The organism is Rhodococcus sp. WS3, assembly GCF_003797085.1.
Classification (GTDB): Bacteria; Actinomycetota; Actinomycetes; order Mycobacteriales; family Mycobacteriaceae; genus Rhodococcus_F; species Rhodococcus_F globerula.
Genome location: NZ_RKMA01000002.1, coordinates 14,314 through 27,037, shown reverse-complemented (window position 1 = coordinate 27,037; position 12,724 = coordinate 14,314). Strand labels below are relative to the sequence as shown.

The following is a 12,724-nucleotide window of genomic DNA, read 5'->3' as shown; positions in this document are numbered from 1 at the left end:
GCGACTCCAGGAGGCCCAATGACCAATCACGAGGGAAGCCGGACCAAGGCCTATCCGACAGTATCGAGAGTGCCTACGTTGATCGGGTTTCGAAACACGGACACCAATTCCAAACCGACCTGCCTGACACTGTAACGTGGTCCGAAGATGGGCGGTGCGATAAGCGCAGTGCTACAAGCAAACTGAACAGCACTAGATATGTTGCTGTCCAGCCCAGAGAAGTGTCGTCCAGATCCTGAAGTTTCTGCTTGATTTCCTGCATGCTCGGCGCGGTGACCGCACATTTCCTCGCGGCACCATTTACCTCTGTGAACATTCGTATACGGACACGTCCGAAACGGCGTGACACAAGACGCCGCAACACGAGACTCTGTCGATAGACACAGCGCCGAGAATGCTCGGGGACCACCCATCAGTCGCACGAATATCCTTGTAACTTATTGCGATGGAAAGGGATACATAGGTTGCATGCTCAGCAGACGACCGGAACACCCACGACTGTGCAGCACATGTTGGAGACACCATGACGACCGACAAAGATATCGCTACCGAGGCAGTTGATCTACCCAGGTGGCGGGATCGAAAACGGTATTGGTGGCCCGTGGCCTTGTTGATCCCACTGAGCCCATTCCTGTCCTGGTTGCTCGTCGATCGTCTGAGCTTGGGATTGTTCTGGGCGACCGGGGCATGGATTCTGGTACTGATCATTCCGATCGTCGACTTGATTTCAGGTAGAGACGGCCAGAGCCCGCCGGATCATGCAATTCTACCGCTGCAAGAGGATCGCTATTATCGTTGGTGCACCTACCTTTTCGTGCCACTACAGTATGCCGGGTTGACGTTTGCGTGCTGGTGCTGGGTGAACGCCCCCATGGCGATGGGTGAGAAGATCGCCCTCTCCATGACAGTCGGAATCGTAGCCGGCGTAGGAATCAATGCCGCACACGAGCTCGGACACAAAAGCGAAGCCGTCGAGCGATGGTTGGCAAAAATTGTTCTCGCACAATCGTTCTACGGGCATTTCTTCGTCGAACACAATCACGGGCACCATGTCCGAGTGGCAACACCGGACGATCCAGCCAGCGCTCGGTTCGGCGAATCATTCTGGATGTTTTTGTCACGCAGTGTAATCGGCGGATTGAAATCGAGTTGGGCGATCGAAACAGCGCGTACGCGCCGACGCGGAAAACTCAGCTGGGGTGCGCAGAACAGCATCGTTCAGACATGGGTGATGAGCATCGTCTTATTCGGTGGACTGATCGCAGTGTTCGGCTGGCAGATCGCCCCTTGGCTGGCACTCCAAGCGATCGCCGGGATTTCATTTTTGGAGGCGGCAAATTACATCGAACACTACGGACTGCTACGCAAGCGCAGATCCGACGGCAGTTTTACGAAAGTCCGACCGGAGGACAGTTGGAACAGTGATCACATCGTCAGCAATGTGTTCCTCTATCAACTTCAACGTCACAGCGATCATCACGCCAACCCACGCCTGAGATACCAATCATTGCGAAGTAGCCCGACGGCACCGCAACTGCCGGCGGGATACGCGGTAATGATCGTCTGCGCTTGGATACCCCCGTTGTGGAGGTGGCTCATGGATCGCCGTGTTCTCGCCTACTACGACGGTGATCTCACCCTCGTCAACACGAAAGCGACTTCACGATGAACGCGCACACCGGTGAGGAAAGGCACGGCTCCACTCCCCCTGCAGGAACGACGGACCGCAGTAAAATACCGCCCGCCCCGGAGATCATCGCAGCGGTGGAATTCCTCCGCACGCAACCTGACGCAGCAAGCATCCGGCGCCGATATCTTGAACTGATAACACCAGGCAACGAGCGTGACGGCACCACCATCGACTACACCGCCGCTGAGCGCTACCTCCTCGCGACCGCTGCACGATACAAACGACAAGTACGCCTCGGTTCCCCCGCAGAGCAGGATTCCGGAGAGCAAGGTTTCACGAAGCAGGACGACACCGACGGAAGATGATTCACAGCATTTCAACCGTCGAGATCCGGGAAGCGTCGAGCCGCAAAAAGCTTCTGACGACGGGAAAGTAGGATCTAGTACCGTTCGATGCAGGTAGGACTTAACAGCAGACCCCGAGGTGCACAAACGATGTCTTGGCCAGACAATGCCCTGACAGAACCCGCAGCTGTTTTTGCGGCGTTGGCCCAGATTCTTTACTCCGCGACAGACGATGCCGACGTGTACAACGCGATCTGTTCCGCCGCGGTCGAATTGATTCCCGGTTGTGATCATGCCAGTTTGATGCTGCGCCGTGGGAACACCACCGTCACCGTCGCTGCGAGTGATGAGATGGCCGCTTTTGCAGATGATTTGGAGCGCGCCACCGGAGAAGGTCCGTGCCTTGACGCTCTCGAAACCGAAACACCACAGCTCGAGTCGGATCTGCGCACTCCGAACCAGTGGCCTGAATTTGCGCGGCAAGCTCTCTCGAAGACTCCGATCCGTGGAAGCATGGGGTTCCGCCTACTCGTCGACCGACGCAAAATCGGTGCTCTCAACCTCTTCTCCGATACACCGGGAGCGTTCACGGAGGACATAGCCGACGTGGCTATTGTTCTCGTCTCCTTCGCGTCTGTGGCAGTCACTGCGTTGTCGCGAGGAGAGGATGCCGAATCGCTGCGGCGAGGTCTGACCGGTAGCCGTGAGATCGGCCAGGCCGTCGGTTTGCTGATGGGATTACACGGGGTATCGAGCGACGCAGCATTCGAGATTCTGCAGAAGACTTCGCAGAACATGAATGTCAAGGTCGCAGACCTCGCTCGCGACGTCATCGTCCGGCATCGATCTACTCTCGACTGACCGGCTCGCTGTCTCCTGAGAAAGTTGGCGCGAGACGGTTGCCTTGCAGCCGGCAGCATCATGTCTGGCCCGCTGGGATAGGATCTGTTTCAGTTCTTCGTCAAGCATCGGCAACGGACGTTTAATTCCCATGCCGTGCTGCCCTGCAACGGCCACCTCGAACAGGTAGGTCAATCATTCCCCTTACGTCGAAGCACTCGGAAACATATAACGACGCATTGATCGCGCTGGCCGCTGCAACCCAGCGTCCGGCCAATGTTGTCAACCTCGCCGGCGATTACGCCATCCGTGTCGATCTCGAGTACAGCCGCTACGTACTGGCCACCAACACTGCCGAGGGTCTGTCGGACGAAACCTATCCCGCCGGCTCGTGGTTGGTTCGTATGTTCCAATCTCAAATCGGCGGCCTCCCAGACGAACTACTCGCCGACGCCACCGATGAATGGCTTATCGACGCATTCGATTCCGTTCTCAGGCGCCTCGAAGCCGACGGAAAGAAGATCTTCGCGGACGCGGACTTCGGAGACGTCAGCCTCCTGAAGCCGCCAACACACGTGATATCGGTGCACTCACAGATCACCCCGGCCCCTCGGCTGCGTTGCACGACTGATGGATCTGCTGTGCAGGAATAAGTCTCACTCGATCGAATACGAACCAGATCGAAACTGTGTCGCTATCGCCGTTGCTCCGAACCACGCGCTTTGCCGCATTCCAGCAATGTGGATGTCAGCCGAGCGCTTCCCCCACCAAGAACGCGACCTTCTGCCGTTCCACATCCACGTCGAAGTCGGCGTCGCGGGCGGCGATGCGCGCGATCAGCTCCGTCACCGCAGCGTGGATCGTCTGTCGCAAGAATCCGCGTGGGTCGGAATCTCCCAGGACGTCGGCACTGTTCATCTGGATCTGCGCAGTGATCGTGCGCCGCGCCAGAAAAACACGCGGGGACCGGACACCAGTCGGATCAGTCACCGTCGTGATGTCGCCACCGACGATGACAAACAGGTCGAAGTCGTACTGGAACTCCACGTTCCGCAGCTGCCACTTGATCCGACTCAACTCTTCGAAGTAGGTCAGCGGTATCGACGGGCCGCCGAACACCGATCTGAACCTGAGCCGATGCGTCATCCGGCCACACCGATCGAAGGCTCACTCACGGTTCGCTCCGACGGGGCGCGGGTCGACAGCACCGTCCGGCGTGGCGACCTCCCAGTACAGGTTGGATGGCCCGACCAAGATGAGTGGGTCGACCCACTCGGCAACGACCTCGACGATGACGTCCTCGAGTTCCACTCGTGACCAAATCCGCGGCCGGACCGGAACCGCAGGCTCCCAGCCGTCCTCACCCCAGATGACCCCGAACAGTTCCCGCTCATCACCGAGCTGCCTATCCAACGTGAACGCATCAGGGCCGTCGAATCGCGCCCAGACATCGAACGTGCCGTGCGCGTCCTGGTCGACGAATACCTCGATGATCACGCCATCAATTCGGGCAGACGCTGTGTTGCGTATCGTTTCGAGCCGAGCGGCCACGACCAGCGACGCGGTGTCGAGGACGGCTCTCAGTGCGGCGCGGTACTCAGTTGCTTCCACGGACTCAGCATATCCGTGCCGTTCCCGGAGCAGTTCACCCTCGGAGCAACAGCATGCCCCTACAGCAGGAGAACACTAAATCTATTGATCGGCAACGGATCTCGCGAGATCGTGTCAAGATGTCCGATCACGGTCCCTCTCCACAATCCAGGCTGCAACCTGCGCCCGCGAGGTGAACCCCAGTTTTGTCAGTATGTGCTCCACATGCCCCTGGGCGGTGCGCGGTGAGATCACCAGCCGATCGGCGATGGCCTGGTTGGTCAGACCTTGGGCGATGAGATCGGCGACTTGGCGTTCCCGCTTGGTCAGTCGCGTCGAGGCGTCCATGCCGGATCCGGCTGCGTCGGAGAGCCGTTCGTGGAGGGCGTAGGAAATTGCAGCTTCGAGTCCGAAGCCTTGCCCCTTTCGGAAAGCCGCCGCGAATGCTTTGTCTCCGAGCTTCTGACGCGCCTTCTGATCGCATTCCTGGTGATAGACAAGTAAGTTGGAATGAATAATCGCGGTGCTGCCCATTGCGTGCGCCAACCCATCCGCCGCTCCCATCAACACTGCGGCTCTGGTGGCGTCGCGCCGCCCGCACTCGATCCAGGCCATCGTCTCGAGGCAAGCTGCTGCGACGCGTGGGTGGTGTACCAGGCGGGCCAACTTCAGCGATTGCTCGAGTAGCCGCATCGCACGATCGGTATCGCCTTTTCGCCACACGGCGATGCCGAGGGCCCACAACGAGAGCGACCGATACATCTTCTCGCCATAGTGGTCCGTGATCGAGAGGACACGCTCGAGACATTCGATTGCCCTGTCCATCTGGCCGCTCAATCCATAGGCCAACCCCAACGAATACAACGCACCTACCTCGAGCGTCCGATCGCCGTGACGGCTGAATCCGGCGGCGGCGGCTTCGAGAAGCGAGGAAGCGCGCCTGGGGTCACCACTGTAAAGAGCATGCATTCCGTCGGCGAAGTCAACGAGTGGGCGCATCATCGGGTCACGCGTGTGAGCGGTGAGACTCCGTGCCTCCTCGACGCGGCCCGCCCCGGCCCTGAGGTCACCTTGAATACTCGCCATCAGCGTGGCGAAGTAAAGACCCTTGGCCCAGTCGAGGGTGAATTGGCCGCTCTGACGGGCAAGCAAGTGGTCGATCCAGTGCCGGCACTCGTTGTACAGGCCTTGGGAGCTCCAGAAGAAGGACAACGCGACAGCGGTTCGCAGGCCGGCGACGGGATCGTCGACGACGCTGAATTCGAGGGCTTCCCGCAGGTTCGGTTGCTCGCGCTTCAGACGCGCGATCCAGTCGAGTTGGCGGTCGCTGACCCACTCGGCCTCCGCGTCGAGCGCCAACCGTTCGTACCAGTCCCGGTGCCGGCGGCGCAGTTCCGTTAGATCGCCGGACTGCTCGAGCTTCTCGTAGCCGTACTCGCGCAACGTCTCGAGCATCCGGAACCGCACCACCGACCCATGTTCCTCGCGAATCAGAATCGACTTATCGACCAATGACGTCAACGTGTCGAGAAGCGCGCCCGGATACTGGTCCGCGCTGCACACCTGCTCCGCAGCATCGAGTTCGAAACTACCCGCGAATACCGCCAACCGACCCCACACCAGTTGCTCACTGGCAGTACATAACTCGAAGCTCCAGTCGATACAGAGCCGCAACGTCTGCTGCCGCGACGGGGCGCCCCGGATACCTCGAGTCAGCAGCGCGTATCGATCAGTCAATCGCTCGAGAATCTGCTCGAGCGACATCGCCCGCAATCGCGCCGCCGCCAGCTCGATCGGCAACGGCAGCCCGTCGAGCCTGCGGCAGATCCCGGCCACCGTCTCCGCGTTCTCCTCGGTGAGCACAAATCCCGGAACTGCCGACGCGGCGCGCTCGCCGAACAACGACACTGCATCGTATTTAGACAATCCCCGGAGCGACGGCTTCCGCTCGGGCTCAGGGACGCCAAGCGGCGGAACCCGCAGCACCGCCTCCCCACCGATGTCGAGGGGTTCGCGGCTGGTAGCCAGAATCCGTAGCGACGGACAGACGCGCACCAGGGTCGCGGCCAATTCAGCGACGGCATCGACCAGCTGTTCACAGTTATCCAGAACCAGCAGCAATTCCCGCGGTTCGAGAAACTCGATCAGCATCTCCGGTACCGGTCTCGCCGACTGGCCCCGCAGTCCCAGCACACCAGCCACTGTTTCGATCAGCAACGACTCGTCACGCAGCTCGCCCAACTCGACGACCCGGACGCCATCGTCAAATTCGCTGTGCATCCCCGCCGCGAGCCGCATCGCCAGCCGCGTCTTTCCGACCCCGCCGATCCCGGTCAACGTCACCAACGGGCCAGCGGCGAGCAGGTTCTTCGCTTCGGTCAGCTCGCGTCGGCGGCCCACAAAGCTGGTCAGTTCCAGCGGAAGCTCCCCCGTCGTGCTCGGAGTAAAGGCACCTGAACGTCGCAGTCGACCTTCAGGGCCAGGTCGCCAGCCGCCGCCCGGTTCGCCGGGTTCGCCGGGTTCGGCACGTAGGGACATCTCGTCGACCGGGAAATCGTAGTGCCGTTGCAGTTGCCGCAGTTGCTCGCCGAACTCCGCGGCAGTGACTGGGCGCGCGCCGGGCGTCCGCGACATCGCGCGAGAGATTACTTCGGCCACGTCGTCGGGGATCCCATGGTCACGCAAGTCGGGTACCGCTTGCTTGGTGATCCGCAGAAACTGCGCGACAACTTGCTCACCGCTACGACGCTCGAACGGGGCGTGACCGGTGAGAGCGCTGAACAGGACAGCGCCAAGACCGTAAATATCGGCCGCTGGACTCGACGGATCTCCCCCCAGCACCTCCGGCGCCGTATATGCCGGCGACCCGGTGACGACCCCGGTGGCAGTCTCGAAACCACCGGTGATATGCGCGATACCGAAGTCGGCCAACTCCGGTTCGCCGTACTCGGTGAGCAGGATGTTGGCGGGTTTGATGTCGCGGTGCAGGATGCCGAGCCTGTGCGCCGACTCCACCGCGCCCGCCATCTTCACCCCCAGGCGGAACGCCTGATCCAACGGCAGCGGACCGTCGCGTCGAATCCGAGCATCGAGGGAATCCCGCGGGTGATACGGCATCACGATGAACGGACAGCCACTGTCGGTGGCGCCGACCTGCAAAATGTTGACGATGTTCGGGTGTCCGGTCAACCGGCCCATCGCTTGCTGTTCCCGGAAGAAGCGAGACCTGTTCTCCTCGTCGAGATCAACCGTGAGCACCTTCACCGCAACCGGGCGATCCAAATCTGCCTGCATGCAGCGGTAGACGACGCCGAATCCGCCGCGGCCGATCTCCTGGACATCGTCGAAGCCGGCACTTCCCAGTTCCACGGCCGACGGCGGCGGGTAACGCTGAGTGCCGAGCGAATCACCTTCACCCATCGGACGGCCTACTCACTCCGTCGGCACCTAACTCCTGGCCACTGGTCCCGACGGCACGACCAGCGCCCTTCAACCCTATCCCTCACCAGTCGTAGAGGATCGTCATCACTGCCGCAATCTGATTCAATGGAAAGATGTGCAGGTGGCTGGCATATTCAGGTGAACCGATCCTTGCGCATGACCTCTTGTTCCGGCCAAAACACTCGCTAATCGACCAGAGCCTGCATTCTCGTCTCGGCGCGACAACAACCAACGGCGACGGCTTCGGAATCGGTTGGTACGGAGAGGGCAGCGAGCCTGCCCTGTTCAAGAGCATTGAACCCGCGTGGAACGACTCGAACCTCCGCGAGGTCACCAGCCAATTGCGGACGGCGGTGCTCTTCGCTCACATCCGTGCATCAACCGGTACTCCGGTGCAGCGCAGCAACTGTCACCCATTTCGACATGGCAATTGGATGTGGATGCACAACGGTTCCCTGCGCGGGTTCCATGAGATCAAACGCGAATTGGTGACCGCCATCGATCCATCGCTCTTCCCCGACTTGGAGGGCTCCACGGACTCGGAAACTCTGTTCTTTCTCGCGCTCACCTTCGGCTTGACCGATGATCCGTTCGACGGCGTTGCCAGAGCGGTCGGGTTTGTCGAGCAGACAGCCCGCGCCCACGGAATCGACAATCCAGTACAGATGACGGTCGCTACGACGGACGGAACATCAACCTGGATCTTCCGCTATTCGACTGAAAGACAATCAAGGTCGCTCTTCTTCTCCACCGAGATCTCCACGCTGCGGAAACTCCATCCCGAAGTGGAAGCATTGCACCACCTTGGTGAGGAAGCACGAATCGTCGTTTCCGAACCACTGCGCGACCTTCCGGGAGCGTGGAACGAGGTGCCGGAATCGGCTGCGGGTGTCGTTCAAGCGGGACGGGACGAAATGCGGGAGTTCGAGCCAATCCCTACGTGAGTGCCGGTTCGACATCGACATCCACTCAGACAAACAAAAAATGCGGCTCCGGATTTCTCCGGAACCGCATTTTTGCTCTTCGGTCGGGCTGACAGGATTTGAACCTGCGACCACTTGACCCCCAGTCAAGTGCGCTACCAAGCTGCGCCACAGCCCGTCCGCGCCCTTGTTTCGGGCGCTTGGAAAGATTACATCAGAGACGGGCTGAAGTACCAATCGGCTGGTCAGAGCCTTTTTAGTACTGTTTGGACGCAGAAACTAGCGGCTCTTACGGTCGCGCTTCTCGCGCACTCGGACGGATACGCGGATCGGGCTGCCGTCGAAGTTGAACTCTTCACGCAGACGTCGCTCGATGAAGCGACGGTAGCCGGCCTCGAGGAAGCCCGTGGTGAAGAGAACGAATGTCGGCGGGCGCGTGCTTGCCTGCGTCGCGAACATGATGCGAGGCAGTCGGCCACCACGCATCGGCGGCGGTGTTGCTGCCACAACTTCCTTGAGCCAGGTGTTCAGGCGACCCGTGGGGATGCGCTTGTCCCAGGACTCGAGAGCCGTGTCGAGGGCCGGCACGAGCTTCGCCACGGCGCGACCGGTGTGGGCGGAGATGTTGACTCGCTGAGCCCACGGAACGCGGACCAGATCGCGGTCCACTTCCTTGTCCAGCATGAGTCGACGGTCCTCGTCCACGAGGTCCCACTTGTTGAATGCGATCACCAATGCGCGACCCGTGTCGGCCACCATGCTCAGAACACGGAGGTCCTGCTCGGTGATCGGCTCGTGTGCGTCGATGAGCAGGATCGCGACCTCAGCGGCCTCGATCGCGCTCTTCGTGCGCAGCGACGCATAGAACTCGGCGCCGCTGGCATGGCTGACGCGCTTGCGCAGACCAGCCGTGTCGACGAAACGCCAAGGGCGCCCGCCGAGTTCGACGATCGAGTCGACCGGGTCGACGGTGGTGCCGGCAACGTTGTGTACGACGGACCGCTCGTCGCCGGACAGCTTGTTGAGCAAGCTGGACTTTCCGACGTTCGGCTTTCCGACCAGAGCAACACGACGCGGGCCGCCGCCAGGGATGCCTTCACGCGGGGTTTCCGGAAGCTTCTCCAGAACCTCGTCGAGCAGGTCGCCGGTACCGCGGCCGTGCGTCGCACTCACGGAGTACGGCTGACCGAGACCCAAGGACCACAGTGCGGCGACCTCGGACTCGGTGCGTCCGTCGTCCACCTTGTTGGCAACGAGAATGACCGGGGTCTTGGAACGACGCAGCACCCGAGCCACAGCTTCATCCGTCGCGGTGGCGCCGACAACAGCGTCGACGACCAGGAGAATGGCGTCAGCCGTTCCCATGGCCAACTCGGCCTGCCGAGCAACGGCCTGCTGAAGGCCCTTTGCGTCGGGCTCCCATCCGCCGGTGTCCTGGACGAGGAAGCGTCGGCCGGCCCAGTTCGCCTCGTACGAGACACGGTCACGGGTAACGCCGGGGATGTCCTCGACTACCGCTTCACGGCGGCCGATGATGCGGTTCACGAGCGTCGACTTGCCGACGTTCGGTCGACCGACAACAGCCAAGGTCGGGACGGCAATGTGCGCTTCGCCTTCGCCGTCCGCTTCGAGATCGGCGTAGTCCCACTCCGATTCCTCGGACCAGGTTCCGTCGCCGGCAAATTCGGTTACCAGATCGTCGCTCACTGCACTGCTCCAGTTCTGTCGCTGACCACCAACAGCAGCTTGGCGATCACATCTTCAATGCCCAATTCGCTCGTATCCACCAGGATGGAATCCTCGGCAGGGCGCAACGGCGACACTGCCCGAGTCGAATCGAGATGGTCACGGCGCTGCACATCAGCCAGCACCGCTTCGTAATTGTCTTCGCGGCCTTGGCCGACGTTCTGCGTATTGCGGCGTGCCGCACGGGTTTCCGCCGATGCGGTCAAGAAGATCTTGACGTCCGCATCAGGGAGTACGACGGTTCCGATGTCGCGTCCTTCGACGACGATCCGGTCTGCGCCCGCCGCCAACTCACGCTGAGTGGCAACCAGCAAGTCGCGAACCTCGGGCACGGCCGACACCGCGGAGACAGCCTTGGTCACCGCGTCGCCGCGGATCTCCTCGCTGACGTCCGCGCCGTCGAGATGCACCTGCTCGTTGCTCGGATCGGTACCGATGGACCAGGGCAACGCCGCAACCGCAGCGGTGATCGCCGCAGCGTCAGTCAGATCGATTCCCTGACGCAGCACGTGCAGGGTCGCGATCCGGTAGATAGCTCCGGTGTCGAGGTAGCGGGCGCCCAAACGCTGCGCCAACGCACGGGAGACGCTGGACTTGCCGGTTCCGGACGGTCCGTCCATCGCGACCACTAGCGGCATGGACGAATCGGTCACAGGCCGACCGCCTCGTACAGTCCACCGACCTCGCTACGACCGAGTACGCGCTGCGTTCCCGGACGCTGATCGCCGAGAGCGACAACTCCGACGTTGGTGCGAACCAGGCGGACAACAGGGTGACCGACGGCATCGAGGAGGCGACGCACGATGTGCTTGCGACCTTCGTGCAGAACGAGCTTGACGAGCGTCTTGCCCTCGTTGATCTCGAGCACAGTGAATGCGTCCACCTTGGCCGGACCGTCGTCGAGGGTGACACCGTCACGCAACTGCTTACCGGTGCTGCGCTCGACAACGCCGTGAACGGTGGCGAGGTACGTCTTCGGAACCTCGAACGACGGGTGCATCAGGCGGTGAGCGAGATCGCCGTCGTTGGTGAAGAGGAGCAAGCCCTCGGTGTCGGCGTCGAGACGGCCGACGTGGAACAGTCGCTGACCGGACTGAACGCGCTCGGAGACGATGTCACCGACACACGGGCGACCGAGGTCGTCAGACATGGTGCACTGCCATCCACGCGGCTTGTTCATTGCCAAGTAGACGAGGTCCTTCTGCACGACAACACGAACGCCGTCGACGCGGACTACTGCGTTCTCGGGATCAACACGCAGACCCTGCTCCACCACGATGCGGCCGTCGACCTCGACGCGACCCTGGTCGATCAGTTCTTCTGCTGCACGACGTGATGCGACGCCGGCCTGAGCCAGGACCTTCTGCAAGCGGACGCCGTCGCCCTTCGGCGGGCCGTCGTGCTTGGTGACCTCGGCGTGCTGATGACGCGCAGGCTTGGCGTTGGACACCAACGGGTTCTGGGAGACGACGCGCTGCGGCTTCTCCGTCTTCGGCTTGCCACGCTTGTTGGTTGCCGCCGGTGTCGGGGCTGCCGGCCGCTTGCGCGGAGGTCCGTCGAACTTGGATCCACGAGGAGCGTTTGCCCAGGCAGTGCCGCGAGGGGCCTCGGGGCGTGCGCCGCGCTGATCGTCGCTGCGACGGTCAGCACCACCGCGCGGTGCGCGACGGGCATCAACGTGAGGGGTACGACGGTCATCGCTGCGGGGGCCGCGACGATCGTCATTGCGCGGGCCTCGGCGGTCATCGTTGTAGCCACCACGACGGTCGTCGGTGCGTGCCGGACGACGGTCGTCGTTGTAACCACCACGACGGTCGTCGGTCCGTGCGGGACGACGATCATCACTACGTGCGGGACGACGATCATCACTGCGTGCGGGACGACGATCATCACTGCGCGGGGGACGACGATCATCACTGCGCGGGGGGCGCCGATCATCATTGAATCCACTGCGACGGTCATCCGTGCGGGGGCGGTCGGATCCGGCATTGCGGTCGTATCCGGAAGTACTGCGGGAAGTGTTGCTGCGTCCACCACGGGGGGCTTCGCTGCGTGCGCCACGGGGGGCGTCACTGCGTCCACCACGGGGGCTGTCGCTACGACCACCGCGGGGGGCATCGCTGCGTGCGCCGCGGGTGTCGCGGGAGTTGTTACGGTCCGGTGTGCCATCTCGGCGAGCGGGATTGTTCACTTTTTTCCTGTCAGTTTTC

The 12,724-nt window shown here is 61.8% G+C and carries 11 protein-coding genes and 1 tRNA gene; 5 read left to right on the top strand and 7 right to left on the bottom strand.

Annotation, left to right across the window (positions count from 1 at the left end):
• Positions 1-523: 523 nt before the first annotated feature.
• From EEB13_RS14300 to EEB13_RS14285, 4 genes are all read left to right on the top strand, one after another.
• Positions 524-1,669 carry an alkane 1-monooxygenase gene (locus EEB13_RS14300; RefSeq protein WP_141485623.1) on the top strand — a complete coding sequence of 382 codons (1,146 nt, stop codon included), beginning with the start codon at positions 524-526 and terminating at the stop codon, positions 1,667-1,669.
• On the top strand, positions 1,666-1,995 hold the full coding sequence (locus tag EEB13_RS14295) for a hypothetical protein (protein WP_141485622.1): 330 nt from the start codon (positions 1,666-1,668) through the stop codon (positions 1,993-1,995). Before EEB13_RS14300 ends, EEB13_RS14295 begins: the two co-directional genes overlap by 4 nt.
• Positions 1,996-2,124: 129 nt before the next feature.
• Complete coding sequence (locus EEB13_RS14290; protein WP_095886386.1) at positions 2,125-2,835, top strand: GAF and ANTAR domain-containing protein; 711 nt, start codon at positions 2,125-2,127, stop codon at positions 2,833-2,835.
• Positions 2,836-3,053: 218 nt separating this feature from the next.
• Positions 3,054-3,467, top strand: a complete 414-nt coding sequence (locus tag EEB13_RS14285; protein WP_261984551.1) for a hypothetical protein — start codon at positions 3,054-3,056, stop codon at positions 3,465-3,467.
• Between the two features lie 94 nt (positions 3,468-3,561).
• Here EEB13_RS14285 and EEB13_RS14280 read toward each other — a convergent pair whose 3' ends face one another.
• The 3 genes from EEB13_RS14280 to EEB13_RS14270 form a co-directional block, all read right to left on the bottom strand.
• Entirely contained in the window at positions 3,562-3,960 is a 399-nt protein-coding gene (locus EEB13_RS14280; protein ID WP_033231896.1) for a hypothetical protein, read from the bottom strand.
• Positions 3,961-3,981: 21 nt separating this feature from the next.
• On the bottom strand, positions 3,982-4,425 hold the full coding sequence (locus tag EEB13_RS14275) for a DUF6389 family protein (protein ID WP_033231895.1): 444 nt from the start codon (positions 4,423-4,425) through the stop codon (positions 3,982-3,984).
• Between the two features lie 114 nt (positions 4,426-4,539).
• On the bottom strand, positions 4,540-7,824 hold the full coding sequence (locus tag EEB13_RS14270; protein WP_141485621.1) for a protein kinase domain-containing protein: 3,285 nt from the start codon (positions 7,822-7,824) through the stop codon (positions 4,540-4,542).
• Between the two features lie 134 nt (positions 7,825-7,958).
• Between EEB13_RS14270 and EEB13_RS14265 the strand changes: the two genes are divergently transcribed.
• Complete coding sequence (locus EEB13_RS14265) at positions 7,959-8,789, top strand: class II glutamine amidotransferase (protein WP_175393642.1); 831 nt, start codon at positions 7,959-7,961, stop codon at positions 8,787-8,789.
• A gap of 83 nt (positions 8,790-8,872) precedes the next feature.
• On the opposite strand, the gene EEB13_RS14260 is transcribed toward EEB13_RS14265, so the two are convergent.
• The 4 genes from EEB13_RS14260 to EEB13_RS14245 form a co-directional block, all read right to left on the bottom strand.
• Positions 8,873-8,946: transfer RNA gene (locus EEB13_RS14260), tRNA-Pro, on the bottom strand.
• Between the two features lie 101 nt (positions 8,947-9,047).
• Positions 9,048-10,475 (bottom strand): ribosome biogenesis GTPase Der, encoded by a 1,428-nt coding sequence (gene der / locus EEB13_RS14255; RefSeq protein ID WP_033231894.1) that lies wholly within the window; start codon positions 10,473-10,475, stop codon positions 9,048-9,050.
• Positions 10,472-11,152 carry a (d)CMP kinase gene (cmk, locus tag EEB13_RS14250; RefSeq protein WP_179300812.1) on the bottom strand — a complete coding sequence of 227 codons (681 nt, stop codon included), beginning with the start codon at positions 11,150-11,152 and terminating at the stop codon, positions 10,472-10,474. Before cmk ends, der begins: the two co-directional genes overlap by 4 nt.
• An 11-nt stretch (positions 11,153-11,163) precedes the next feature.
• Positions 11,164-12,705, bottom strand: coding sequence for a pseudouridine synthase (locus EEB13_RS14245; RefSeq protein WP_141485620.1), 1,542 nt, complete (start codon positions 12,703-12,705; stop codon positions 11,164-11,166).
• Positions 12,706-12,724 lie beyond the last annotated feature (19 nt).

Coding starts and splice junctions, on each gene's coding strand:
- EEB13_RS14280 (WP_033231896.1), bottom strand. CDS start 3,960: ATGACGCATCGGCTCAGGTTCAGATCGGTGTTCGGCGGCCCGTCGATA.
- cmk (WP_179300812.1), bottom strand. CDS start 11,152: ATGCCGCTAGTGGTCGCGATGGACGGACCGTCCGGAACCGGCAAGTCC.
- EEB13_RS14295 (WP_141485622.1), top strand. CDS start 1,666: ATGAACGCGCACACCGGTGAGGAAAGGCACGGCTCCACTCCCCCTGCA.
- EEB13_RS14290 (WP_095886386.1), top strand. CDS start 2,125: ATGTCTTGGCCAGACAATGCCCTGACAGAACCCGCAGCTGTTTTTGCG.
- EEB13_RS14265 (WP_175393642.1), top strand. CDS start 7,959: ATGTGCAGGTGGCTGGCATATTCAGGTGAACCGATCCTTGCGCATGAC.
- EEB13_RS14300 (WP_141485623.1), top strand. CDS start 524: ATGACGACCGACAAAGATATCGCTACCGAGGCAGTTGATCTACCCAGG.
- EEB13_RS14270 (WP_141485621.1), bottom strand. CDS start 7,824: ATGGGTGAAGGTGATTCGCTCGGCACTCAGCGTTACCCGCCGCCGTCG.